At 34.6% G+C, this 25,961-nt stretch carries 21 protein-coding genes; 16 read left to right on the plus strand and 5 right to left on the minus strand.

The genetic code is table 11. The features are described 5' to 3' along the window. Nucleotides 1-98: 98 nt before the first annotated feature. The 8 genes from NST77_RS03150 to rhaD all read left to right on the plus strand — a co-directional run bounded on the left by NST77_RS03150 (nucleotide 99) and on the right by rhaD (nucleotide 10,298). Entirely contained in the window at nucleotides 99-1,100 is a 1,002-nt protein-coding gene (locus tag NST77_RS03150; RefSeq protein ID WP_341122725.1) for a substrate-binding domain-containing protein, read from the plus strand. Between the two features lie 19 nt (nucleotides 1,101-1,119). Continuing rightward, on the plus strand, nucleotides 1,120-2,922 hold the full coding sequence (locus NST77_RS03155; RefSeq protein WP_095332077.1) for a cache domain-containing sensor histidine kinase: 1,803 nt from the start codon (nucleotides 1,120-1,122) through the stop codon (nucleotides 2,920-2,922). A 6-nt stretch (nucleotides 2,923-2,928) separates the two neighbouring features. Further along, nucleotides 2,929-4,155, plus strand: coding sequence for a response regulator transcription factor (locus NST77_RS03160; protein WP_095332079.1), 1,227 nt, complete (start codon nucleotides 2,929-2,931; stop codon nucleotides 4,153-4,155). A 329-nt stretch (nucleotides 4,156-4,484) separates the two neighbouring features. Further along, entirely contained in the window at nucleotides 4,485-5,534 is a 1,050-nt protein-coding gene (gene chvE, locus NST77_RS03165; protein WP_235850310.1) for a multiple monosaccharide ABC transporter substrate-binding protein, read from the plus strand. A gap of 30 nt (nucleotides 5,535-5,564) precedes the next feature. Beyond that, nucleotides 5,565-7,100, plus strand: a complete 1,536-nt coding sequence (gene mmsA / locus NST77_RS03170) for a multiple monosaccharide ABC transporter ATP-binding protein (RefSeq protein ID WP_341122726.1) — start codon at nucleotides 5,565-5,567, stop codon at nucleotides 7,098-7,100. A gap of 88 nt (nucleotides 7,101-7,188) precedes the next feature. Beyond that, complete coding sequence (gene mmsB / locus NST77_RS03175; protein WP_235844462.1) at nucleotides 7,189-8,301, plus strand: multiple monosaccharide ABC transporter permease; 1,113 nt, start codon at nucleotides 7,189-7,191, stop codon at nucleotides 8,299-8,301. A gap of 147 nt (nucleotides 8,302-8,448) precedes the next feature. Beyond that, nucleotides 8,449-9,213, plus strand: a complete 765-nt coding sequence (locus tag NST77_RS03180) for a DeoR/GlpR family DNA-binding transcription regulator (RefSeq protein ID WP_095332085.1) — start codon at nucleotides 8,449-8,451, stop codon at nucleotides 9,211-9,213. A gap of 248 nt (nucleotides 9,214-9,461) precedes the next feature. Then, nucleotides 9,462-10,298, plus strand: a complete 837-nt coding sequence (rhaD, locus tag NST77_RS03185) for a rhamnulose-1-phosphate aldolase (RefSeq protein ID WP_341122727.1) — start codon at nucleotides 9,462-9,464, stop codon at nucleotides 10,296-10,298. 290 nt (nucleotides 10,299-10,588) lie between these two features. Here the strand turns inward: rhaD and NST77_RS03190 are convergent, their stop codons facing one another. Beyond that, the gene (locus NST77_RS03190; protein ID WP_412973425.1) at nucleotides 10,589-11,440 is read right to left on the minus strand and encodes an STAS domain-containing protein; all 852 of its coding nucleotides are present in this window, start codon (nucleotides 11,438-11,440) and stop codon (nucleotides 10,589-10,591) included. A 696-nt stretch (nucleotides 11,441-12,136) separates the two neighbouring features. On the opposite strand from NST77_RS03190, the gene treC reads away from it, so the two are divergent. From treC to rfbG, 6 genes are all read left to right on the plus strand, one after another. After that, nucleotides 12,137-13,819 carry an alpha,alpha-phosphotrehalase gene (gene treC / locus NST77_RS03195; RefSeq protein WP_095332089.1) on the plus strand — a complete coding sequence of 561 codons (1,683 nt, stop codon included), beginning with the start codon at nucleotides 12,137-12,139 and terminating at the stop codon, nucleotides 13,817-13,819. A 111-nt stretch (nucleotides 13,820-13,930) separates the two neighbouring features. Continuing rightward, the gene (locus tag NST77_RS03200; protein ID WP_095332091.1) at nucleotides 13,931-14,404 is read left to right on the plus strand and encodes a PTS sugar transporter subunit IIA; all 474 of its coding nucleotides are present in this window, start codon (nucleotides 13,931-13,933) and stop codon (nucleotides 14,402-14,404) included. Between the two features lie 331 nt (nucleotides 14,405-14,735). Further along, nucleotides 14,736-15,482, plus strand: a complete 747-nt coding sequence (locus NST77_RS03205) for a sugar phosphate nucleotidyltransferase (protein WP_095332093.1) — start codon at nucleotides 14,736-14,738, stop codon at nucleotides 15,480-15,482. A 24-nt stretch (nucleotides 15,483-15,506) separates the two neighbouring features. Continuing rightward, a complete protein-coding gene (locus NST77_RS03210) occupies nucleotides 15,507-18,635 on the plus strand; it encodes a hypothetical protein (protein ID WP_341122728.1) in 3,129 nt (1,042 codons plus the stop codon). A 12-nt stretch (nucleotides 18,636-18,647) separates the two neighbouring features. Next, complete coding sequence (locus tag NST77_RS03215) at nucleotides 18,648-19,592, plus strand: NAD-dependent epimerase/dehydratase family protein (protein ID WP_095332101.1); 945 nt, start codon at nucleotides 18,648-18,650, stop codon at nucleotides 19,590-19,592. 20 nt (nucleotides 19,593-19,612) lie between these two features. After that, complete coding sequence (rfbG, locus tag NST77_RS03220) at nucleotides 19,613-20,683, plus strand: CDP-glucose 4,6-dehydratase (protein ID WP_095332103.1); 1,071 nt, start codon at nucleotides 19,613-19,615, stop codon at nucleotides 20,681-20,683. Between the two features lie 166 nt (nucleotides 20,684-20,849). Here the strand turns inward: rfbG and NST77_RS03225 are convergent, their stop codons facing one another. After that, nucleotides 20,850-21,941, minus strand: a complete 1,092-nt coding sequence (locus tag NST77_RS03225) for a polysaccharide pyruvyl transferase family protein (RefSeq protein WP_095332105.1) — start codon at nucleotides 21,939-21,941, stop codon at nucleotides 20,850-20,852. Then, on the minus strand, nucleotides 21,938-22,900 hold the full coding sequence (locus NST77_RS03230) for a glycosyltransferase family protein (RefSeq protein ID WP_061800315.1): 963 nt from the start codon (nucleotides 22,898-22,900) through the stop codon (nucleotides 21,938-21,940). The genes NST77_RS03225 and NST77_RS03230 overlap by 4 nt, the downstream gene beginning before the upstream one ends. Before the next feature lie 150 nt (nucleotides 22,901-23,050). Here NST77_RS03230 and NST77_RS03235 point away from each other — a divergent pair, with 150 nt between their 5' ends. Next, complete coding sequence (locus tag NST77_RS03235; protein WP_095332107.1) at nucleotides 23,051-24,160, plus strand: polysaccharide pyruvyl transferase family protein; 1,110 nt, start codon at nucleotides 23,051-23,053, stop codon at nucleotides 24,158-24,160. Further along, nucleotides 24,142-25,077 carry a glycosyltransferase family 2 protein gene (locus NST77_RS03240; RefSeq protein ID WP_095332109.1) on the plus strand — a complete coding sequence of 312 codons (936 nt, stop codon included), beginning with the start codon at nucleotides 24,142-24,144 and terminating at the stop codon, nucleotides 25,075-25,077. Before NST77_RS03235 ends, NST77_RS03240 begins: the two co-directional genes overlap by 19 nt. Nucleotides 25,078-25,185: 108 nt before the next feature. Here NST77_RS03240 and NST77_RS03245 read toward each other — a convergent pair whose 3' ends face one another. After that, on the minus strand, nucleotides 25,186-25,398 hold the full coding sequence (locus tag NST77_RS03245) for a hypothetical protein (RefSeq protein WP_341122729.1): 213 nt from the start codon (nucleotides 25,396-25,398) through the stop codon (nucleotides 25,186-25,188). Nucleotides 25,399-25,640: 242 nt separating this feature from the next. Further along, on the minus strand, nucleotides 25,641-25,772 hold the full coding sequence (locus NST77_RS03250; RefSeq protein ID WP_275068656.1) for a hypothetical protein: 132 nt from the start codon (nucleotides 25,770-25,772) through the stop codon (nucleotides 25,641-25,643). Between the last annotated feature and the right edge of the window lie 189 nt (nucleotides 25,773-25,961).

The raw sequence follows: 25,961 nt of genomic DNA on the forward strand, positions 1-25,961 counted from the left end.
AAGATGGAATGGCATGTTGGATACTTGTTTTTTCTTTTCACTGCAAATGTTTCCATGTATAATGATACATACAGTTTTTTCCTTTGGAGGTGTGGTTTTTGAAGCGGTTACTGTATGTATATATGTTTGTTTTTATATTATTTGGTATTTATTTTTATTATTCTCATTTGTATAATGCTTTAGACGATAATAACGGTGTAAAAAGAGAACGCTTACAATGTGTCGTTAATGACGAGTTTGTGATGGTCACCTTTCTGGCAGGGATGGATTACTGGAAGTCGGCATTAAAGGGATTTGAGGATGCGGCTAATGAATGGAATGTTTCGGTTGCTTATAGAGGTGGAACGCAATATGACCTGCATGAGCAAATTACTATATTAGAGCAAGTGATTGCCAAGAAGCCTGCTGGGATTGCTCTTTCTGCCATAAATCCGAATAATCTAAATGCCACCATTGATAAAGCTGTGGAGATGGGAATCCCAGTTGTTTTGTTCGATTCTGATGCACCGTTAAGTAAAGCATCAGCCTTTTTAGGTACTAACAATTATGAAGCGGGTGTAAAGGCAGCAGATAAACTGTCATCCCTTATAAATAAAAAGGGAAAAGTAGCCGTCATTACGTTACCAGATCAGTTAAACCATCAAGAAAGAACAAAAGGGTTTGTGGAAACCATTAAATCAAACTATCCGAATATTGAAGTGGTGCAAGTCCAAAATGGAGAAGGCGATCAACTGAAATCGGAAAAAATAGCAAAAGAGATAATGAAAAACTATCCAGATATTAAAGGGATATTTGTAACAGAAGCAAATGGGGGAGTCGGAGTAGCAGATGCAGCAAAAGAAAACAAGAAGATGGATGTAAAGATTATTAGCTTTGATGTAGACAGAAAGACATTAGATAACATAGAAAACGGAACTATATCTGCAACCATTGCTCAGGGAACATGGAATATGGGCTATTGGTCCATGCAGTTTCTTTTTAAACTGCATCAAAAGGACATCATTAGCGATCCTCATGGCCTGCCTTCTTATGTCGATACGGGAATTACCATTGTTACAAAGGATAATGTGAAAGAATACTATGCCGAATATACAAAGTAAGGAAGAAAGGTTTAGATAAATGTTTGCGAAATTAAGGAAAGTTAATGATTTTTCACTAAGAGATAAATTGATTGCTTTGTTTTTACTAATTAGTATTATCCCAGCCATTGGACTAGGTTTATTAGTCGGTGTAACAGTGGAAAAAATTTTAGGAGAACAAGCAACAAAAAATACCTTGCAATTAATCAATCAAGTAAACACGACATTAGAATCTTCCATAACAAATGTACAAAATGTAAGTTATCTCATTTCGATGGATGCACAAATTAAGACTTTTTTTTCCTCAAATCGAAAGGAAGGCAACGAGACGGATCAAAGTTATTCTATTCGCCAAACAATGCAAGGGTTTACATCCTTGTACCCAGAAATTGCAGGAATCCTACTAATAAATAAGCAAGGAAAATATATTAGTAATGAACTTTATGCAGAGGATAAGGTTGATTTAACAAAGGAGGAGTGGTACAAGGAAGCAGTCCGTAATAAAGGGATCTTTAAAATTATTGGGAAGCCTGAAAAGCGTCATATTATCAGCCAAATTAATTACAAGGATGAAGATGTCGTGACTGTTGTTAGGGCAATCGTCGATAGAGATACACAAGAAATAACCGGTGTCTTATTAATCGATTTAAAATTAAGAGTCATTGGAGAAGCGATGAATAATGTCCATATTGGATTATCGGGATTTTTAACTGTAATAGATGAAAATGGTAAAGAGATTTATTCTACTTCTAATAGTGAAGCAATCGAGATTCCAGAAACGATTTTATTGGAAGGAGATTGGGGGGCTTATAAAAAGGTAGTAGATGGGGAGAAGATGGAGTTTATTTATCAAAGAACCCCTTTTTCCAATTGGACAACAGTTGGGATATTTCATTCAGATGAATCAGTAGCAGAGGTAAAAGAAATTCAATTGTATTTGTTCTTTTTTGTATTTTTTTTATGTTTTGCCGGTATAACGGTGTCTTATTATTTTTCTCATTCTATTTCCAATCCGATCATTGAATTAATGACGATGATGAGAAAAATTGAAGATGGCCAGATGGAAATCCGCTATAAGGGGAAACGAAAAGATGAGATTGGCAGACTAGGAAAAACATTTAATCATATGATTACAAAGATTAATAGTTTAATAACATTAACAGAAGTGCAAGAAAAACAAAAGAGAGAAGCAGAATTAAGAAGTCTTCAAGCACATATAAAGCCACATTTTCTATACAATACATTAGATACGATTAATTGGATGGCAAGAAAGCATGGAGCAAAAGATGTTGCAGAGGTAGTTGCATCATTATCTTCCTTTTTCAGAATTGGTTTAAGTAAGGGCAATGATATGATTCCCTTAAAAGACGAAATGAAGCATATTCAAAGTTATCTTATGATTCAAAAGGCAAGATATCAGGAGAAATTAAGTTATGAAATTATATATGATTCTAATTTGACAGAAGTAACAATCCTTAAGTTGGTCCTTCAGCCTATAGTGGAGAATGCAATTTATCACGGAATAAAAGAAAGGAGAGGACCTGGAAACATAATAATCTCTGCAATTCAGGAAAATGCGTGCTTACTTTTAAAAGTTACGGATGATGGAAAAGGCATGGAAGAGGAGGAGTTACATGCACTAAGAGAAAAACTAAATACACTTGTGATCTTAAAAAAGGAAAGGAAGGAACAGATAAATTTTGGCTATGGCATGATGAATGTACAAGCAAGAATTAAACTTACATATGGAGACGCGTATGGTCTCACAATTGATAGTGAGCCTGATAAAGGAACAACAGTAACGATAAAACTTCCCATGAATCTAGAGGAAAAGAAGGAGTGAGAATGAATGGATAAACAAATATGGAATGTGTTAATTGCCGATGATGAACCCATTATTCGGGAAGGGATACGGAATGTCATCGATTGGTCTGCACTTCAGATGAATGTTATAGCAGAAGCGGAGGATGGGGAAGAGGCGATAGAGCTTTCGCTGATGCATTCTGTCGACATCCTCCTTATAGATATAAATATGCCAATTGCAAATGGATTAATGGTGATTAAACAGGTAAAAGCCAAGCTGCCAGACTGCCAAATTATTATTATAACGGGGTATGATGAATTTAAGTATGCCCAAGAAGCCGTTCGATTAAATGTATTCGATTATTTATTAAAACCTATCGATCCAGATCATCTAATGGGATTGTTAAATAAGATAAAAATGGAGTTAGTAGAAGTAAATAAAAAAAGGGCTTTATTGGACAGAACGTCCGAGCAATTCACTAAAAATCTGCCGACCTTACAACATAATTTCTTCCGTGAATGGATAGGGGGCAAATTAACGAACGAGGAAATAAAGGAACAATTAGCTTTTTACTATTTAAATACGAGTATACCTAAACAACTAGTAGTTATTTCTTGTTTGGAATTTCTCGAGAACAAGTCTATCTTAAGTGAAAAGGAAAAAGGAGAGATTCAAGAATCGTTAAAATATCATATTCTCTTATTCTTAAAACACAAGGAAATAGGTTATTTTCATGATGAATCAGGTTTGATCGCTCTAATTATCTGGCAAACTATCACTAATGAGGTAGCTTTACAGTTGGAGGAATATATCAGAAAAGAACTAAAAATGTCTATTGCCATCTATATAAATAACAATGAAGTGGATTACAAACAACTCTTTTCCTTATATAAAAACTGTAAAGAAATGATCCAAAAGGAAATGAATATTTCACCTATTGTGAGAAGGGCAAAGAGTATTATTGACCATCAATATGCAGATTCTTCCCTTTCACTCGAGAAGGTTGCGATCACTTTACAGGTATCTCCTGTTTATTTAAGTAGATTAATGAAGCAAGAATTAAAAGTAAGTTTCGTCCAGCTCCTTACAACGAAACGAATGAAACAGGCAATATACTTACTTCAATCAACGGATTATCCAATTATCACGATATCTCAGCTAGTAGGGTATGAAACGCAGCATTATTTTAGTACAGCGTTTAAAAAGATTATGGGCGTTTCCCCTAATAAATATCGTAGAAATATTATGGAGGAAACAAATAATATAAAGTGAAGGAAGTAGGGGCCATGAAAGATGGGCTTCTTTTTTTTTGCGTAATAAGCCTAAACGCTGACCAGGAAAATAGGTGGAAGATCAACTGTCCGTATAGCCAATTGAATTAACTAAGATGGGTAAAGGGATAGATAAGACACCACAAATCTTTTTTTAGTGAAATGAAAGCGTTTTAATTTAAGTTAAAAAAGTATAAAAATAGTAAATTATTTGAAAAGACCATCCTTGAGGCAGATGCTATAGTAAGTTTAGTCAAAATAAATGCTTAAGAAAAATGTAGAAAGGGGGAAGTTTGTTTGTGTAAAAAAGTGTATACATTTATTGCTGTCATTGTACTAACATTTATTACTACTGCATGTGGAGTTGAAAAAACATCTGGAGAGTCAAAAGGGTTTATTGGTATTTCCATGCCTACCAAATCATCAGAAAGATGGGTAAATGATGGAGAAAATATGAAAAAACTGTTTGAAGAACTTGGCTTTAAAACGGATTTACAATATGCAGAGGATGTGATTGAAAATCAAACAGCACAAATTGAAAATATGATCACAAAAGGCGTAGATATTCTTGTCATTGCCCCCATCGATGACCGATCTGGTTTAACAGGAGTTTTAGAGAGAGCCCATAAGGATGGCATAAAAATTATTTCTTATGACCGTTTAATACAGCACAGTGAATATGTAGATTATTATGCAACATTCGATAATTTTAAAGTAGGAGAGCTGCAAGGACAATATATTGAGGAGAAGTTAGGATTGAAAGAATCTGAAGGACCATTTAATATAGAGATTTTTGCAGGATCACCAGATGATAACAATGCATACTTTTTCTTCGATGGAGCAATGTCAGTCCTTCAGCCATATATAGATTCTGGCAAACTAGTCGTAAGAAGTAAGCAAACAAAATTTAGTCAAGGAGCGACACTCCGCTGGGATGGGGCACTAGCTCAAGCTAGAATGGATAATTTATTAAGCGCACATTATTCCTCTGAACGGATAGATGCCGTCTTGTCTCCCTATGATGGTATTAGTATTGGGGTTATCTCGTCTTTAAGGGGTGTTGGCTATGGAAGCAAAGATAAACCGATGCCGATTATAACAGGGCAAGATGCAGAGCTTGCTTCTATTAAAGCAATTATAAATGGAAGACAAACGCAAACCATTTTCAAAGATACACGAGAATTAGCTAAGAAAGCTGTGGAAATGGCAAGGGCATTACTCAATGGAGAGGAAGCAGAAGTAAATGATACGGAAACATATAACAACGGAAAAAAAGTAGTTCCTGCTTATCTTTTGAAACCGGTTTCTGTGGATATAGAAAATTATGAAGCTGAATTAGTTGATACGAATTATTATACGAAAGAGCAGCTGGGACAGTAATAGTAAGAAAAAATAGAGGTGGTGAAGGACATGGCAAATATAATTCTTGAAATGCAAAATATTACAAAGGAGTTCCCAGGCGTTAAAGCTTTAGATGATGTTAATTTAAAGGTTAAGCAAGGAGAAATACACGCTCTTTGTGGGGAAAATGGTGCTGGTAAATCAACTTTAATGAAGGTATTGAGCGGAGTTTACCCACATGGTACTTATTCTGGAGATATTTTCTTTCATAATGAAGTTTGCATATTTAAAGACATCAAACAAAGCGAAGAGCTAGGAATCGTAATCATCCATCAAGAACTTGCATTAGTATCGGAATTGACGATAGCAGAAAATCTCTTTTTAGGAAATGAAATCGTTAACAAGGGCGTTGTTGATTGGAATAAAACAATTTTGCGTACACGGGAATTGCTTAAAAAAGTCGGATTAAGTGAATCACCAAATACAAAGGTAAGTGATATTGGAGTAGGTAAACAACAATTAGTAGAAATCGCAAAAGCTTTATCAAAGGATGTTAAGCTGCTTATTTTAGATGAACCAACAGCTTCTTTAAATGAGAATGACAGCGAAAACTTACTAAATTTATTATTAGACCTTAAAAAACAAGGAATGTCTGCCATCATTATATCGCATAAACTGAATGAAATTGAAAAGGTTGCCGATTCTATTACCATTTTAAGAGATGGAAAAACGATTGAGACATTGGATGTAAAGAATGATCAGGTGGATGAAAACAGAATTATCAAAGGTATGGTAGGGAGAGATCTTACCAATCGATATCCTGAGCGAATTCCTCATATTGGAGAGGTTGTTTTTGAGGTAAAAGATTGGAATGTATACCATCCAAAGCATATGGATAGGAAAGTGATCGATAATGTCTCCTTAACAATCAGAAGGGGAGAGATTGTCGGGGTTGCGGGGTTAATGGGAGCTGGACGTACAGAATTAGCAATGAGCCTATTTGGAAGAGCATATGGAAAGAATATTAATGGAAAAATAATAAAAAATGGGAAAGAAGTGCAATTCAAAGATGTAACTGCAGCTATCAATAATGGGCTAGCCTATGTTTCGGAAGATAGAAAAGGCAATGGTTTAATCTTAATGGAAGACATTAAACAGAATATTACGCTTGCAACGCTTGACCGTATTTCTAAACATTCTGTGTTAGATAAGAATCAAGAGATAAAGGTTGCAGAAGAATATCAGCAGAAATTCAGAATAAAAACGCCAAGCATCTTTCAAAAAGCTGGAAATCTGAGTGGCGGTAATCAACAGAAAATCGTATTAAGTAAATGGGTTTTTTCAGAGCCGGATATCTTAATTTTAGATGAACCTACTAGAGGAATAGACGTTGGTTCTAAGTATGAAATTTATACAATCATTAATGATCTTGTCAATGAGGGAAAAAGTATTCTAATGATTTCGTCTGAATTACCAGAGTTATTAGGGATGTGTGACCGTATTTATGTAATGAATGAGGGGCGCATAACAGGAGAAGTTCTTAAAGAAGAAGCAAATCAAGAGAAATTAATGAAATATATGACCAAAAGTAAAGTAAGGGGGTAAGCGAACAATGCAGCCACAAATAAAACCAAATCCAGTAGGTTCACAAAAAAGCAAATCACTTTTTCATGTTAATTTCCGTCAGTATAGTATGATTATCGCTTTAGTATTCATCATGGTATTGTTTCAAATTATTACGGATGGATTATTACTAAAACCCTTAAATATTACAAACTTAATCTTACAAAATAGCTATATATTAGTTTTAGCAGTTGGAATGTTACTTGTTATCGTCACGGGACACATTGATTTATCGGTAGGATCAATTGCCGCATTTGTTGGAGCCATCTCTGCCATTATGATGGTAAATTATGAAATGTCACCATTTTTAGCAATCGTCATTTCTTTAGTATTAGGTGCTGTTATCGGAGCATGGCAAGGTTTTTGGATTGCATATGTCCGAATTCCAGCATTTATAGTCACACTAGCAGGAATGCTCCTATTTAGAGGGTTGACGATGATTGTATTAGAAGGGAAATCGATTGCACCTTTTCCTGAATCCTTTCAGAAAATCAGCTCTGGATTTATTCCTGATATAAGTGGAGGATCGCTGCATCTATTAACGATTTTAATTGGTGCTGTTTTATCTATCATTATCATTTTCCTTCAATTAAAAAACAGAAGGAATCAATTAAAACATCAATTTGATGTCCAACCATTTGGCCTATTTGTATCGAAGTTAGTAGGAATGATTTTAATTTTGAATATCTTTACCTTTGTTCTCGCAACCTATGAGGGCATCCCCAATATTTTAATTGTATTAGGTATTCTGATTGTTATTTATACATTTGTAACAAACAAAACAAAAGCAGGAAGACATATCTATGCAATCGGAGGAAATGAGAAGGCAGCTTTGCTTTCTGGGATTAAAACGAAAAAGATGACATTTATGGTATTTGTTAATATGGGAGTACTTTCTGCATTGTCTGGTCTCTTATTCGCTGCACGTTTGAATGCGGCTACTCCAAAAGCTGGTAATCTTTTTGAACTGGATGCCATTGCAGCTTGTTTCATCGGTGGAGCTTCTGCATATGGGGGTATTGGAACCATACCTGGAGCAATTATTGGTGGTTTGGTAATGGGAATCATGAATAATGGAATGTCACTAATGGGACTTGGCATTGACTGGCAGCAAGGAATTAAAGGGCTGGTACTTTTAGCAGCTGTAGCATTTGATATTTATAATAAAAACAAAGCACAATAGTTTGATAGGAAGGGATGGAGTAAGGATTATCTTATTTCATCCTTTTTTTGATGGGAGGGCTTCTTATTAAAACGAAAAATATGCTATAGTAATAAACATATATCAACTTAATCCCAAGAAAACAAAAATGGAGGGAGAACTTCGAAAGTGCTTGTAGCAGAAAGACGTAGAAAAATTGTGGAGCTTGTGAATGAAAGAATAAGTATACGCGTATCAGAATTAAGTGAAATTTTTTCGGTAACGGAGGAAACGATTAGAAGAGATTTAGAGAAATTAGAGCAGGATAAGCTTTTGATGAGAAGTCATGGAGGGGCAGTGAGTATTGAAAAAGAACCAAGTGATACTCCTTTCATGGAGAGAGAGGTTACGAACGCAGAACAAAAGAGAGCAATAGCCCGAGAAGCGGTAAAGCGCATACAGCCTGGAGAACAAATCATCTTGGATGGTAGTACTACTGCCTGGTATATGGCGTCACAATTACCTGATATGCCTTTAACTGTGATTACTAATTCTATTAAAGTAGCGTTGGAATTAAGTAAGAAGGAACAGATTAGAGTAATATCAACAGGTGGAATGCTTTTGTCGAAATCATTATCTTATGTAGGACCACTGGCTGAACGTTCCCTTGAACGATATTATGTTAATAAGCTGTTTTTATCATGTAAAGGAGTAGATATGCAAAGTGGTCTAAGTGATGCTAATGAATGGCAGGCATTATTAAAGAAGCAGATGATGAATATATCATCAGAGGTTACTCTTCTTGTTGATTCAAGCAAATTCGGAGTAAAGACTTTTGCTCATATTGCCAATCTAGATCAAATACAATATGTCATTACAGATGAACGTATTCCGGAAGAATATGCAAATTGGTTTCAAGAAAAAAATATCTCTTTTCAGGTCGTTCCGTCATAAAATGATTTGTTCAAGCTTACGGGCAGAAAATGAAAGATGGCACCAATATTTTTGATAATAGATTGGTGCTATCTTTTTTTATTTGGAGAGAATGTGATTTTAAAACAAATCAAAATAAAACAAAAAAAATAACAGAAAATACAAAATGATAAGTTGTTTTTATTTTTGAATGTGTTGACTTATTTTTGTTTAAGTCATAAAATAAGGATATGAAAAACAAGATTAATAGATTAAGGGAGTGAAGAGAAATGGTTGCGATTATGCAAAAGCAAAATATTTTAGATGTTCCATTTATTAAAGAAATGAGTGAAGCAACATTTAATATGTGGAATATGGGCTGGGATGAACGGAATGGAGGAAATATCAGTTATCTTTTAGAAGAAGAGTTAGTGGAACAGTATTTGGATACTAGCAAAATTATTCGGTCTATCCCTCTGAAGTTTCCAGTGGCAGAATTGGCAGGGAAGTATTTTATTGTAACAGGATCTGGGAAGTATTTTAAAAATGTGAAAAAAGATCCTGCAAATACACTTGGTGTTTTAAAAATAGATAAGAGTGGAGAAAAAGTGCATATACTATGGGGATTTGAAGATGGGTCGAATCCTACAAGTGAGTTACCCTCCCATTTTATGAGCCATATTGCACGTTTACGAGTAGACCCAAATCATCGGATTATCATGCATAACCATGCCACAAATATACTTGCAATGACATTTATGCATGATTTAGATGAAGCAAGTTTTACAAAAACACTATGGCAAATGTGTACCGAATGTATTGTTGTTTTTCCGGATGCAATCGGGATTCTGCCTTGGATGGTTCCTGGAACAGATGAAATTGGAGAAAAAACAGCAGCGAAAATGAGAGAGCATCGTTTAGTTGTTTGGCCACATCATGGAATATTCGGTGCCGGATCCACAATGGATGAAACATTCGGGCTGATTGAAACAGCAGAAAAAGCAGCACAAATTTATACGATTATTGGGGATGCTTCAAAGATTAAGCAAACCATTACGGACCAGCAGTTACAAGACTTAGCAGATGCTTTTCAAGTAGTACCTAGAGAAGGCATATTACATCTATAAAAGAATCAGGGCAAATCGCTCTTTCTTTATAAATAATCATGTGAATTATTGAACAAATAAAAGGAGGCAAATCAAATGTGTGCACATGTATTTTATGTTCCAAGTACAAATTTAATGGGAAGAGGCTGCCTGCAGGAAGTGCTGATGACAATTTACATGTTTATTCCTTGCAACCAACATATATGAAAAATCGGTGGACAGTTAGCTAAAGTTTTAGATGAGAAACGATTGCGTAAAAATAATAAAGGATGTCTTAAAGAGTTTAACTAACTATTTAAGACATCCTTATTTTATTCTACAACTCGCTTTAAGCCAATGCTAGCTAAAGCAGTGTGTAAATTGGCACATGTCGTAATTTTACTAAAGTCGATTCCTAATGAAATAATCGTTTGAGCAATTTCTGGTCTAATACCAGAAACGATGGATTTAACACCAATTAAGTCTAAGGCATGAACGACTTTAAATAAATTGTCTGCCACCATTGTATCGACGATTGGTACTCCTGAAATATCTAAAATGAGATATTCAATTTTTAAATTGGCAGATTCCTGCAAGGCAACTTCTAAAATTAATTGAGATCGCTGTGTATCAATTTCCCCAATAAGAGGTATGATGGCTGTTTCTTTTGCTATTGGAACAACTGGAACAGACAGCTCTTCTAAAGCTGTATAAGCAAGCTTCATTATCTGTGTGTTATGCTCTTCATAAATATGCCCTATGTAAGCACTAATTTCATCGAGTATAGGATCAATAATCTTGCCAACATCCAACATGGTAATTGGCGCGAAAGATTTCTGTTCTAATTCTTCTGTGAATACATCCCAGATCACATTTCGGTATATCGATAAGGAACGCAGGGCAGATTGTAATGGAATATGGTTCTTTACAAAGGCTTTCCCAGTTTTATCCGACCAATACTCTATTCCTTTCGCATCTTTCTTATCTTTTAAGGCTTCAGCCAAGATAAGGAAAAGCTTAGCGTTCCATTTATGCATATCTTCTTCGGGATAAGGAAGAGAAAAATTAGATGCCTGCTGCTGTAAAAATTGCGAAAGCAGCCTATTTGTATTTTCAGCAAGGATGTTCTGGTTTTCTATAATTTTGTTCCCGATATAAGCTAATTCATCCTTCAAAATGCTCACTCCTAGTTTAAATCTATTAATAGTATACATGTTCTTTCATTATATGTGGAGTAAATGAGCTTTTCCACCATTGATAAATTAATAATTTCGCAGAAAAAAATTGAGTAAGCTTTCTATGTCTTAATCAACCCTTTTTATTCTACTTAATTTTTTCTGTGCTGTCTGTAAATATAAAGATGAACCGTTTTTACATTTCTATTTAGCAATATCTATAGGCAATGTTTTTCATGTCCATACAAGCTAGAGTATGGGAATATCATTGATTAGTTAAATCAAATTCTAAAAATTATAGGGATATCTTATCAAAAAAAGCAGTAAATAACCAATGAATTTTAAGGGATTTACAAAAAACCTTTTTATTAGGGAATACATAAAAAAGTGGAAAATGTAAGGGGATTTATCCAGGCAAGTAGAGGTAAGAGCTAACTTGGTTTATGACAAAGGAAGTTTTGAAAACGCATTACTAATCAGTTGACAACTTGTATATACATGTTATGATGAAAGAGAATAAAAATTATTAGTCTTGTTCAAATTCCGAATCATATAGAAGAAACGTTTCTATAATGTCAAACCAACTCGTAAATCTATTGAGCAAGTACTAGTAATCAAAAGGAAGTAAAAAAACGTAAATGCTAACTGTATTGTGTTTTACAGACAGGAAAAAGAACATAATTTTCACATCGGTGGTGTATATAGATGAAACAAGCATGGTGGCAAAAGGCAGTTGTGTATCAAATTTATCCGAAGAGTTTTCAAGATACAACAGGAAACGGTGTAGGAGATATTCAAGGGATTATTAAAAGATTAGATTATTTAAAAGAATTAGGGGTAGATGTATTGTGGTTAACACCTATTTATGCTTCTCCTCAAAAGGATAATGGCTACGATATTAGTGATTATTATTCCATTCATCATGAATATGGAACGATGGAAGATTTTGATCAGCTATTAAAGGAAGCCCATCAAAAAGGTCTGAAAGTTATTATGGATATCGTTGTTAACCATACTTCAACGGAACATGAATGGTTTAAACAAGCAGCATCTTCTAAAGATAACCCATATCGTGATTTTTATATTTGGAAAGATGGAAAAGAAGATGGCAGTGAACCAACGAATTGGCAATCTAAATTTGGCGGCAATGCATGGCAGTATGATGAAAAAACAGGCCAGTATTATTTACACCTTTTTGATATAACGCAAGCTGATTTAAATTGGGAAAATGAGAAGCTTCGTAATGAAGTGTATAAAATGATGCAATTTTGGTTTGAAAAAGGTGTAGATGGTTTCCGTCTTGATGTCATTAATTTGATTTCAAAAAATCAAGATTTCCCAGATGATGACGGTTCCGCAGCGCCTGGAGATGGAAGGAAATTTTATACAGATGGACCTCGTGTGCACGAATTTATCCATGAAATGAATCAAGAAGTATTTTCCAAATATGACAGTATGACAGTTGGAGAAATGTCTTCTACAACACTAGAGCATTGCGTTAAATTTACAAAGCCAGAGCGAAATGAGTTAAGTATGACTTTTAATTTCCACCATCTAAAGGTTGATTATCCCGACGGAGAGAAGTGGGAAATTGGCGAAATGGATTTTCTGGCTCTGAAACAAATTTTATCTAAATGGCAAGTTGGTATGAATGAAGGGGGAGGATGGAATGCCCTTTTCTGGTGTAACCATGATCAGCCACGTATTGTTTCCCGTTATGGGAATGATGGGGAATTCCATAAGGAATCTGCAAAAATGCTTGCTACTACTATTCATATGATGCAAGGCACACCTTATATTTATCAAGGAGAAGAATTTGGCATGACAGATCCTAAATTTACTTCGATTGATCAGTATAGAGATGTGGAATCTTTGAATATGTATAATATTTTACAAGCAAACGGTAAATCAGAAGAAGAAATTCTCGAAATTTTGCGCAGAAAATCTCGTGATAACTCTCGTACACCTGTTCAGTGGAACGGTGAGAAAAATGCTGGATTTACGGATGGAACGCCATGGATTGAAACGGCTCGAAATTATCGAGAACTAAATGCAGAAAATGCATTAAAGGATAAAGAGTCTATTTTCTATCACTATCAAAAACTTATCCAGCTGCGGAAAGAATACAATATCATTACAGACGGAGATTATGAACTACTTGCTCCTGAAGATGATAAAATATTTGCCTATTTACGCAGTACAGATAAAGAGAAATTATTAGTCGTTAATAATTTCTATGAAGAAGAAGTGACATTTACTTTACCAGAGCACATTGATTGGACAGGATTAACAGGTACCATTCTTCTATCTAATTATCCTGATTCCGATTCCATGAGAGAAAGTATAAAGCTAAGAGCATATGAGTCTATTGTCTATTATATAAAGTAATAATATTTCGTGCAGATATAGGCTTTTAGAAATATTATTTATTAGATTTATGGGAAAATTTCTGTTATTAAGTTAAAATAGGAAGTGAATCTTTTATTGGAGGGTGCTACCTTGTTTAAAAATCTATTTAAGAGAAATAAGGAAGAAAAAACGAATACGACTCAAACTTATATTCAACCATTAGAAGGAAAGCTATTAAGCATTACAGAAGTTCCAGATCCAGTATTTGCGCAAAAGATGATGGGAGACGGCATAGCGGTTGATCCATCCAATGGCGTATTAGTTGCTCCAGCAGACGGACAAATTATGAATGTGTTCCCAACAAAGCATGCAGTAAGCATGACTGATAACAATGGAAAAGAAATCTTAATTCATGTTGGATTAGATACAGTTAGTTTAAAAGGGGAAGGGTTTACTTCTTTTGTTAAAGATGGAGATAAAGTAAAACAAGGACAAAAATTAATGGAAATTGATTTTGATGCAATCAAATCAAAGGTTCCTTCCATCATTACGCCAATGGTATTTACTAACCTTGAAGAGAATGAAAAAGTGATAGTAGAAGGTAACGAGATTAGAATAGGATAATAATGAATGCTATGAGGTAATTTTACCTTATAGCTTTTTTTATTCGGAAAAGGGATAAACTGCCTACAGGTAAAACTGTAGGTTTTTTATATGTGTTTGAATTTCCCATCTTTCTTTAGGGATAATTTTATAAAAAGTATTGCTGTTCTCTTCTACAGCAAGAAGAGTAAGGACTCATAATATCCTTCAAAAAAGGACAGTCTGAACAGTATTTTCTTCAAATTACTCAAAAAATTCGCCTATATCTTACCAAACCTAATGAAACAACCTACGCATAATTAGTAGCCTGTACATATAATGGCATGAAAATACTAAGAGAAGAGGTGAAAGCATGAAAGTTGTAATTTTATGTGGGGGCAAAGGTATGAGAATGAGAGGCTTAACAGAGAATATACCAAAAGCCTTAGCTGATGTTAATGGGAAGCCGATTATCTGGCATATTATGAAGCATTATAGTGAATATGGTCATCAAGATTTCATTTTGCCTGTGGGCTATAAAGGAGAGCAGATAAAAGATTACTTTGTTAATTCAGCCTGGAGAAACAATAATATACAAATTGATTTAGCAAACAATCAATATAACATTCTAGAAAAAACAGAGCCATGGACAATAACTTGTATAGATACTGGTCAAGATACAATGACTGGAGCACGAATTAAACAGTTAGAATCATATATAGATGATGATATCTTTTTATTAACCTATGGGGATGGTTTGTCTGATATTGACTTAGATAAACTTATTGCCTTTCATAAAGAAAAAGGAAAAACAGTTACACTTACAGGCATCAAAAAAAATAATCAATATGGAGTACTGGATATAGAAGATGGTATTGCTAACCGCTTTGCCGAAAAGCCGATTTTAGATGACTGGATTAATGGGGGATTTTTTGTTTGCAATAAGGAGTTCTTTCAGTATCTATCAGCCCAGCCGGATTGTGTGTTAGAGGAAGAGCCATTAAGAAAGTTAATTGAAAAGAGAGAACTTGCTGTCTATTTGCATGAAGGTATATGGGTATCTATTGATACGCCAAAGGACTTGGAAGATGCAAGAAAGATTTGGAAAAAAGAACAATAGATATAAGGGAGAGAGAGGATTGCCATGAAATGGCTAAAAAGAAATATCATATCAGACTTTTTAAAAGCATTGTCGAATAATGAGAAACAAGAAAAGTCAGCGACGTTAAATATTCAACTGTTTTCAAAAGAGATTTCAGTGAAATTCCATGTAGATAATCTAGTTGATATTATAAATGGGGCAAGGAAAAATAATAAGGTACTGGAATTACCCTCACCACCAGAAGAAACTTCCACACCGGAGATTATAGATGCACAAGCATCAGTTGTTAATGAAAATGCCCAGGAAACAATGGGGGCTATTATACAAAATGAAGAAGTAATCGATCAAGAAAAAGCGAGACAAGAAGCGGAAGCGAAAGAAAAAGCAAGACAAGAGGCAGAAGCGAAAAAAGCAAGACAAGAAGCAGAAGCGAAAAAAGCAAGACAAGAAGCAGAAGCGAAAAAAGCAAGACAAGAAGCAGAAGCGAAAAAAGCAAGACAAGAAGCGGAAGCGAAAGAAAAAGCAAGACAAGAAGCAGAAGCGAAAAAAGCAAGACAAGAAGCAGCGGCAAAAGAAAAAGCAAAACAAGAAGCAGCGGCAAAAGAAAAAGCAAAACGAGAAGCAGCGGAGAAAGAAAAAGCTAGACAAGAAGCGGCGGCAAAAGAAAAAGCGAGACAAGAAGCAGCGGAAAAAGAAAAAGCAAAACAAGAAGCAGCGGCGAAAGAAAAAGCGAGACAAGAAGCGGCAGCAAAAGAAAAAGCAAAACAAGAAGCAGTGGCGAAAGAAAAAGCAAAACAAGAAGCAGTGGCGAAAGAAAAAGCAAAACAAGAAGCAGTGGCGAAAGAAAAAGCGAGACAAGAAGCAGCGGCAAAAGAAAAAGCAAAACAAGAAGCAGCGGCGAAAGAAAAAGCGAGACAAGAAGCAGCGGCGAAAGAAAAAGCAAGACAAGAAGCAGCGGCAAAAGAAAAAGCGAGACAAGAAGCAGCGGAAAAAGAAAAAGCAAAACAAGAAGCAGCGGCGAAAGAAAAAGCGAGACAAGAAGCGGCAGCAAAAGAAAAAGCAAAACAAGAAGCAGCGGCGAAAGAAAAAGCAAAACAAGAAGCAGCGGCGAAAGAAAAAGCGAGACAAGAAGCAGCGGCAAAAGAAAAAGCGAGACAAGAAGCAGCGGCAAAAGAAAAAACAAAACAAGAAACCTTAAAAGAAGCAAAAGATCAACAAATAGTATTAGTAAACACAAAAGAGCAAACTAAATTATCGCCAACAGAGCCAATCGCATCAACCAATCAAAATTTTTGTGTGATTGCCGGTAAAGAATATTGCATTAAAATTATGGCGGTTTATGAGTCTCTTGCTAAAAATAGTGATAACTTCAACTTATGGGTATGTTGTACGGATGCCATTACGCACAAATTTTTAAATGAAAAGAATCTAAAAAATATGCATCTTATTAGAGTAGAAGAAATAGAGAATGATCAATTAAGAGCAGTTAAACAAGAACGAATGATTAATGAATATTGTTGGACATTAAAATCTTTCCTAATTGAATATATCTTAAAAAATAACGATATTGAGCAAGTATTATACTGCGACGGAGATATTTATTTCTTCTCTAATCCAGCAAGTATTTTTAATGAGTGGGGTTCTGCTTCCATCTTTTTAACTCCACAAAGAGATCTAGATTGGGTAGAACAAAAATATGGGAAGTACCAAGCAGGTATTATTGGATTTAGAAAAGATGAAATTGGATTGTCAGCTGTTCAATGGTGGAAGGAGCGCTGCATTGAATGGTGTGGAGTAGTTGAGAGCAATGGACGTTTTGGAGATCAAAAGTATTTAGATCAACTGCCAATAATGTATGATAACGTGCGAATATCTTCTAATTTAGGAGTAAATGCTGCACCTTGGAATATTATCTACAATAATGATTTCAACGTTTCTTTACAAGGAGATAAAGTTTTTATCAATAACGATCCACTTGTTGCTTATCATTTTTCCTGTATAACCATATATGATAGTGATAAATATGATTTATGGAGTATGCATCAATTAAATATTCAAAAGGAAATTATGAATTACATTTATGTTCCATACCTTGATTTATTAGAAAATTTAATCAAAAACTATCAAAATAGTTATCCTGGTATTATTAAGGCAACATTATCGACAAAAGACTTTATTCAAGCGAAGACAAAATATCAATCAACAAAATTGAAAAAAAGAATGATTCAATACAATAACTATTTATTATTAACCTCCATATTTAGTAAAGAATATTTAGTTAAAGGACTTGCAATGTATCACTCGCTTAGCAGACAAATAGATAATTTTCACATATGGATTTGTACAATGGATTCAGAAACCCATGATGTCTTATCCAATCTAAACTTAAAAAATGTCACGCTAATACCAGTAGAGACCTTTGAAAACCCACAATTAAAAGAGATAAAACAACAACGAACGCTGCAAGAATATTGTTGGACAATAAAAGCGACGTTACTAGAACATTTACTATCCACACATGCAGATATTGACCATCTCTTCTATTGTGATAGTGATTTATATTTCTTCTCTAACCCACTTTCTGTAATTGATGACTTTGGTAGATACTCTGTTTATTTATGTCGTCAACGCGGAACGGATACACTGGAACATTTTCATGGACAATATCAAGCGGGATTTATCGGCTTCAAAAACGAACGAAATAGCCGAAAAATTCTAAATTGGTGGAAGAAGAAGTGTTTAGAAGAATGTTCAGAGGTTTATAACGATGAACGTAAATCATGGGGAGATCAATTGTATTTAGACCGCATCCCAGAAATATTTGATAATATAAAAGTGAATCAAAACCCTGGAATCAACGCTGCTCCATGGAATCTTATTTTGAACAATACAGACCAAGAAGTAACCATGAGGGAGAAAAATGTATATATTGACAATAATCCATTGATATTCTTCCATTTTGGAAGCCTGCTGATCTTAAATGAGAATGAATTTGATCTATGGAAGCTAGAAAAAGTAGACATTTCATCCGCCACTTTAACGTATATTTATAATCCGTATTTAACGAAAGTAAAGGAGCTATTGAGCAGCTTATCTAATAACGCCCAATTCTTTGCTAATCTTCCTAGCGGATATATAGCCAAAAATCCTTATTCCATTGTCTCTTTATAAGAGGTGGGTGGCATGAAGTTAAAAAATAAAAAAGTTTTAGTTACAGGTGCTTATGGTTTTATTGGCTCCCATCTTATTAAACGGTTAGTGAAAGAAAATGCGTCTGTCGCTGTTATTATTCGAGAACATTCCAATCCTTGGAGAGTACAGGAATATTTGCCTCATTTAAAAAAATATGAGGCAAATATTCAAAATCGCTCAGACATATGTCGGATTATTCATGAATTTCAACCAGATTATATTTTTCATTTAGCAGCTTATGGAACAAACCCAAGTAACAGAAATGACTTACTTGCATACGAAACTAATATAGTTGGAACAATGAATATTTTATTTGCAGCCAAAGGTACCAAGTGTAAAAAAATTATTTGTCTTGGCAGTAGTTCTGAATATGGAGATAAAAAGGAAAAGATTCATGAAGATATGTTATTAGAACCAGTTGATATCTATGGAAGTACAAAAGCAGCATCTACTATTATTTCCCATCAGTTAGCACAAGAATATAAGCTTCCCATTATCACTTTACGGGCATTTAATATTTTTGGGGAAGCAGAAGATAATCATAAATTATTCTCTCATATTATTGAAAAAGTACTACGTGGTGACGAGGTGAAATTAACGTCGTGTGATCAATACCGTGATTATAGTTATGTCGGCAATATCGTCGATGGCTTAATCCTTGCAGCCACATATGAAGGAAGTAATAATATGATTTTAAATATAGCTTCTGGAAATGCCTATCCTTTACGATATTTTGTTGATTTGATTTATCAGCATTTAGGTACAAAGCAAGTACCATTATATGGTGCCATTCCCAAAAGGGAGAATGAAAGAAATGCGCCTATCCCTGATATTACAAAGATTCGAAAAGTGCTTGGATGGACTCCTGCTGTTTCCATAGAAGAGGGGATAAAGAAAACCATTGCCTGGTATAAAAGTTATTATCATTTTCATTAATGGGAGTGGAGGTGTTACTTATGACAACTGATTGGCGAAAAATTTATAAAAATAAAACGGTACTGATAACTGGTCATACAGGTTTTAAAGGTTCTTGGCTGGCTATTTGGTTAATGAAGCTAGGTGCGAATGTAATTGGTTATTCTTTAGATCCAATTGGAGAAGAGAGTTTATTTAAATTAACAGAACTGAATAATAAAGTGAAGGATATTAGAGCAGATATTCGTGATGCTGCTAAACTACAAGCAGTTTTTGAAGAATATCAACCTGAAATTGTCTTTCATTTGGCAGCACAGCCATTAGTGAAACAATCTTATCGAGACCCTATCTATACGTATGAAGTGAATGTAATGGGGACAATGCATGTATTGGAAGCAATCAGAAAGTCACCTTCTGTAAAAGCAGGTGTAATGGTAACCAGTGATAAGTGTTATGATAATAAGGAATGGGTATGGGGCTATCGTGAAACAGATCCGATGGGAGGATATGATCCATATAGTTCCAGTAAAGGATGCTGCGAACTATTGATTTCTTCTTATCAGCATTCCTTCTTTCCAATTGAGTCTTATTCTAAGCATGGTAAGTTAATTGCTTCTGTACGAGCGGGTAATGTAATTGGGGGAGGGGATTGGTCGGAAGACCGCATTATTCCTGATAGTGTCCGCTCCTTAATGTCTGATCAAGCGATTAAATTACGTTCTCCTCATTCTGTTCGTCCGTGGCAGCATGTATTAGAACCACTTTCAGGTTATTTAAAAATAGGTGCATATCTATATGAAGGAAAAACACAATATGCCGAAAGCTGGAACTTTGGACCAGAATCTGATAGTGTGACAACCGTCCAACAATTAGTCGAAAAAATTGTTGAACACTGGAATGGTGGCACGTGGGAAGTAGAACCTTCTTATTCTGCAGAACATGAAGCAAAGCTTCTTAGTTTAGATATAAATAAAGCAAAGTATTATTTAGATTGGCATCCAAAATGGAATATTGATGAGACTGTCTTTTATACAATAGAATGGTATAGATTGTATCACAAAGTGGACGTTTACGAGCTATGCTTAAAACAGATAAAAGAGTATGAAAAATAAAATCATTTGATTAATAGAAGCTTTCCTTCCCTTTAATAGAGAATGGCTCTAAAAAGGGAAAGGTTTAAAGAGCTTCTATTTTTATTTTTTAGGTTAACCATAGATTATACCGGCTTTTTATATGTATAAAAGGGATGTTCCGTAGAATAGGAACATCCCTTTTAAATTACTTTTTTAATGACAAGATAAAGTTTTTATGTCTTGCGACAATTCTCTCTTTTGCTTGCCTAAGCTTTTTTCGGTTCTTATTGCTTGTTAAATAATATTCTTTGTTTTCAATCGTTTCCGCTAGTTTCTCCGTATTGGATAGTAACGTATAAGGTAATTGATGGACAGAGGCGGCGAAATCTACACCTTTTGAGCGATAAGCTAATTGGAAGAATGGGGTACCGCTTGATGCAGAAAGTACATTTGCATGCAGCTTTAAGTTAAGTGAAAAGTGGCATAGCGATAAGAAAGAATAAATTTGTGAAGCTGTGCAAACTTCTGGAATGAATGTGACTTTTCCTTTCTTCTTTATGCTCTCATATAGTTCCTTGCAGTGAGGGACATCTAAATCCCACATTGGAAAAATTACAATTTGGTATCCTTTTTTTAAAAGATTGGTACATGCTTTAATGATTTGCTTTTTAAGTTTATATTCATCATAGCCAAAAAGGATGTTTTGGGTGGTACCCCAATTGACCGCAATTATTTTTTTATCGTGATCTTGCAAGTATTTGCTTCTTATATAGTCGTCCTTTTGGGGAGTAAACAGCATCCCAGAATCACCGATTATCTGGTAATTACTCGTTGGCGAAGGATTTAAAGTCTTAATATACTTTTGTGTAAGTGGTCCTCTAAGACCTGCGAATGTGGAGTATTCAATCACTTTTTTTATTTTGTCTCTATTAATCTCTTTATTATTGAAGGTGGTGGAGGATAATTGGAATTTTCCCCTTTTAAAGGATTCAATTGTTTCTTCCGTCATATAATCAATACCTGTTCCATAGCAATATAGTGGAAGTTTCATTTCGATTGCCTCTAATGCCAAATCGATAAAGAAATTGCCCTGAAATAAAGAGCCACCTCCTAAGATAACGATATCAAATGGTTTTTCTCCATATAATTCTTTTAGGGTTTTAGAAGAATTAATTGGGTAGGAGAATAAAGTATAGTCCTCGTGAAGCCATCTTTCGCAAGCTTGAGCAAATGCTTCATAACAAACTTCATCTCCGATATTATTAACACCCAAATAACCAAGATATAAGATTCTCATTGCTCGTTGCCCCCTTCTTTAGCAAGAATTTCTTCAATATGAGCAAGGAGCTGCTGCGCACGAACTTGTACAGAATGTTTTTTTCTTACCATTTTATAGCCATTTAAAGCAATTTTTTTCCCTAATGTTTCATAATTTCTTAAATGATATTTAGCCTTACGCATAAAATTTTCTTCATTGATTTCAATGAAATGAACTCCAGGGATAAATCCTAAATCTTTAATTTCTTTTGTGCAGGCAGCTAGTAATAAAGTATTACAAGCTAAAGTCTCGTAGTATTTCATTACAGGATAATGATAAATGGAATCACAAGTAAAAAACATTTTTGCTTTGTTCAGTTCTTGTGCGAAGCTGCTCGCTACTTTAAATGATCTCTCATCATACTGTTGGTGGAAATAGCCAGGATGCGCATGATAGGTGAAATTTGATAAATTCTTCATTTGATCAAGAATTTTTTGACGTAATGGATAAACAGTAGGATGTACAGCCCCCATCATTAAATAATCAATGGTTTTCGGTTGCTTGAAGTCTTTAAATACATCAATATTTACATAATGAGGAAACCATATCATTTTATCTTTAAATTCTGGATACCATTCTAAAAAAGTATCTCTATAATGGGTGAAGATATATTTCACATTATTTTCTTTAATGAATGCTCTTCTTTGATCCATTTGGTAGTTTAAATCATGCATGATAATCCCAAATGGAATATTGCAGTCCTTTAGACCAGTTACTTTTGGTGATCTGGTAGGACGTAAATCATTAACTAGGATAAAGTCAGGCTGAAAGTTCATTTTTTGTATCGTCTCACTTATATTACCGTCTTCCTCCCAGGTTCTAATATCAACGTATTTTTTTAATTCTTTTGTTAAATAATACGTATTTCTTTCTATCCCATTTTCCCAATTTTTTGTAATAAAAAGTATCTTTCTTTTCTTCTTTAATGTCATCAGCATCATGTCCTTTCCCTAATGTTTACTATATATTCTATTCTTGTCCTCCATAAATCGGACCATAGCAAATGGTCCAAATGTTAGCTGCTGGTCACCTTTTTATGGATTGTCCATATACTATTAAGAGATATGAGAGGTAGGAGGAGTACTTAGATGAGTAAGATTATTCTTTCAGGTTATTATGGAGAACAGAATGGCGGAGATGATGCATTGTTACTAGTATCCTCTTGGGGAAGCCGGAAATTTCTATCTGGAGATAAAATTTATGGGACATGTATACAAAAGCCTGTTCTGCCATTAAATGCGGAAATTGAAGCATTATTTGTTCAAGAAGAACAAGAACGTAATGAAAACTTACTTCGTTTGTACAGGCATTGTTATGAGAGTGATTTAATTTTATTTGGTGGTGGCTCTGTTTTTCATTCGACAGATAAAATGACAAGAGATAGCGATTTAATCGATTTAAATAGAGGAAAAGGAGCAGCGGCAATTGGGGTATCCTTTGGACCATTTAGAGATTCGGCTGCTGAAGGTGCATGTAAAAAGCTTATCGAAAAGTTTAATTATATCGGCTGTAGAGATGAGGAAAGCTATGAACTAATTCGTTCTTTCTCCTCCGATGTAAAGGTAGAATTAACATTTGATTTAGCCGTACTTTTACCACTTGTAGCTGGTGAAAATTTTAATGGAATTCACACAAGAAAAGGTTTGGGAATTTCCTTATGTCACTACGAGAGATATATTGGTGGAGATACAAGTATTGAAAAGACGAGACTGAAAAAAATAGTCAATGTTCTAAATGGACTTCACCAGGAGGAAATAGAAGAGTTAGTCTTTATTGACTTTAATGGTCATCCTATTTTTGGAGATCAAGACATACATCGTGAAGTCATCGACCAATTACACACAAAGATTCCTATTAAGCATCTGTCTTATGATAAAGATCCAATGAACACTCTCCGAACTATTGCCTCATTAAAGGGATTGATTGGGATGAGACTGCATAGCTCTGTGTTTGGCTATATTACAAATACACCGACAATCATTCTTTCTTACCATCCTAAATGTGATGGATGGGCCAAGCAAATTCAAGCAGATAAAGAGTATATTATTCCGTCCCATTCCTTTGAAGAGGAGAGCATATGGCATGCTCTTAAACAAATTATAGCTGGACAATATAGGTATCCAAAACTATCGATAAAGGATGCACAATCACTAGCGATGAAAAATTGGGAGGGTGCAAGATGGTCGCTGTCTCAGTAGTTATTCCACTATATAATAAAGTACAATATATTGAACGAACGATTATGTCCATTCTTTCGCAAACATTTCAAGATTTTGAGATTATTATTGTAGATGATGGTTCAACAGATGGCAGTGTTGAAAAAGCGGAAACATGGATAGACGAGCGGATTAAGGTCCTAAAGTTGGAACACAAAGGTGCCTCAGCAGCTAGAAACAAGGGAATACTTGCAGCTACAGCTGAATTAATTACATTTATTGATGCAGATGATGAGTGGAAACCAGGTTTTCTTGAGAAAATTATCTATTTAAAAGATAAATATCCTGAATGTGGCGCTTATGCAACAAGCTATGAAATCGTTCTGCCGACGAAAAAGAAAATAATCCCATCCATATATCAAACACCTGAAAAGTGGGAAGGGGTATTTACAAACTATGTTGAAAAAACATTAAAGGATTTACCAATCATTTCTTCTGCAATCGCAGTTCGAAAGCAAGTTTTTGATAAAATAGGTTTATTTAAAGAGGGAGAGCCTCTTGGTGAAGATCAAGATATGTGGTTGCGAATTGGAATGAACTATTCGATTGCTTATATAAATGAAAGCAATGCCATTTATTACCGCGGGTTAGAAAACAGTGTATGCATGGATTTGACCATATTAAATCGCTATCCGATCATTTATTCATTAGAGAATTTGCTTCATAAAGAGGAAATTCCATATATAGATTTGTATTTGTCAAAATTAAAATTAGACTATAGTAAAAGATTACTAGAGGCAAATAAATTAGATTCTGCTTGGCAAGAATTACAGAATACAAAAGCAAGTGTTTATAAATGGCAAAAAATAAAACTTTGGTTATTCTACTATTGGAAAAAAATCAGCAATAAATATAGTTTTACACAAAAAAACATAATAAAAAATGCCCGTAAGCTGTAATCCTAGGAAAGAGTGCCCCATGCTAACACAAGCGGGGGCGAGAAGTTATTTATGGTATTTGCTGAAAAATTGGGAGTTTGTCTGATTTCTCTGTAGTTTTGGCTGATATTATCCAAGTTTGGCTGATTTCTCTGTAGTTTTGGCTGATATTATCCAAGTTTGGCTGATTTCTCTGTAGTTTTGGCTGATATATTTCAAGTTTGGCTGATTTCCCTGAAGTTTTGGCTGATATATTTCAAATTTGGCTGATTTCCCTGAAGTTTTGGCTGATATTATCCAAGTTTGGCTGATTTCTCTGTAGTTTTGGCTGATATTATCCAAGTTTGGCTGATTTCTCTGTAGTTTTGGCTGATATATTTCAAGTTTGGCTGATTTCCCTGAAGTTTTGGCTGATATATTTCAAATTTGGCTGATTTCCCTGAAGTTTTGGCTGATATATTTCAAGTTTGGCTGATTTCCCTGAAGTTTTGGCTGATATATTTCAAGTTTGGCTGATATCTCTGAAGTTTTGGCTGATATATTTCAAGTTTGGCTGATTTCCCTGAAGTTTTGGCTGATATATTTCAAGTTTGGCTGATATCTCTGAAGTTTTGGCTGATATTATCCAAGTTTGGCTGATTCCACCCTCGCTTTGGCTGAATAAATCCATAGTTTGGCTGAAAAGCCGTTTGCAGAGGCTGAAATCCATCTCGCATTAGCTAATAAATCCAAAGGGGCAGATAAATTCCCCGTTTGACTGATACTATATGATATTTTGGTTTACTTACCGTATTTAATCAACTTGAATTTAAATGTTAGCTTTCTTCTCTGCAACTATAACTATCCCAAAATTTTCATTTATGAATAATATAACTTATTTTCTTACTTTCATTTCCCACAAACGA

The sequence above is a fragment of the Niallia sp. FSL W8-0177 genome, assembly GCF_038006285.1.
In the GTDB taxonomy this organism is placed as follows: domain Bacteria; phylum Bacillota; class Bacilli; order Bacillales; family Cytobacillaceae; genus Niallia; species Niallia circulans_A.

Coding starts and splice junctions, on each gene's coding strand:
- NST77_RS03250 (WP_275068656.1), bottom strand. CDS start 25,772: ATGCGAGATGGATTTCAGCCTCTGCAAACGGCTTTTCAGCCAAACTAT.
- NST77_RS03205 (WP_095332093.1), top strand. CDS start 14,736: ATGAAAGTTGTAATTTTATGTGGGGGCAAAGGTATGAGAATGAGAGGC.
- NST77_RS03210 (WP_341122728.1), top strand. CDS start 15,507: ATGAAATGGCTAAAAAGAAATATCATATCAGACTTTTTAAAAGCATTG.
- NST77_RS03235 (WP_095332107.1), top strand. CDS start 23,051: ATGAGTAAGATTATTCTTTCAGGTTATTATGGAGAACAGAATGGCGGA.
- NST77_RS03155 (WP_095332077.1), top strand. CDS start 1,120: ATGTTTGCGAAATTAAGGAAAGTTAATGATTTTTCACTAAGAGATAAA.
- NST77_RS03215 (WP_095332101.1), top strand. CDS start 18,648: ATGAAGTTAAAAAATAAAAAAGTTTTAGTTACAGGTGCTTATGGTTTT.
- mmsA (WP_341122726.1), top strand. CDS start 5,565: ATGGCAAATATAATTCTTGAAATGCAAAATATTACAAAGGAGTTCCCA.
- NST77_RS03230 (WP_061800315.1), bottom strand. CDS start 22,900: ATGCTGATGACATTAAAGAAGAAAAGAAAGATACTTTTTATTACAAAA.
- rfbG (WP_095332103.1), top strand. CDS start 19,613: ATGACAACTGATTGGCGAAAAATTTATAAAAATAAAACGGTACTGATA.
- NST77_RS03160 (WP_095332079.1), top strand. CDS start 2,929: ATGGATAAACAAATATGGAATGTGTTAATTGCCGATGATGAACCCATT.
- mmsB (WP_235844462.1), top strand. CDS start 7,189: ATGATTATCGCTTTAGTATTCATCATGGTATTGTTTCAAATTATTACG.
- rhaD (WP_341122727.1), top strand. CDS start 9,462: ATGGTTGCGATTATGCAAAAGCAAAATATTTTAGATGTTCCATTTATT.
- NST77_RS03225 (WP_095332105.1), bottom strand. CDS start 21,941: ATGAGAATCTTATATCTTGGTTATTTGGGTGTTAATAATATCGGAGAT.
- treC (WP_095332089.1), top strand. CDS start 12,137: ATGAAACAAGCATGGTGGCAAAAGGCAGTTGTGTATCAAATTTATCCG.
- NST77_RS03240 (WP_095332109.1), top strand. CDS start 24,142: ATGGTCGCTGTCTCAGTAGTTATTCCACTATATAATAAAGTACAATAT.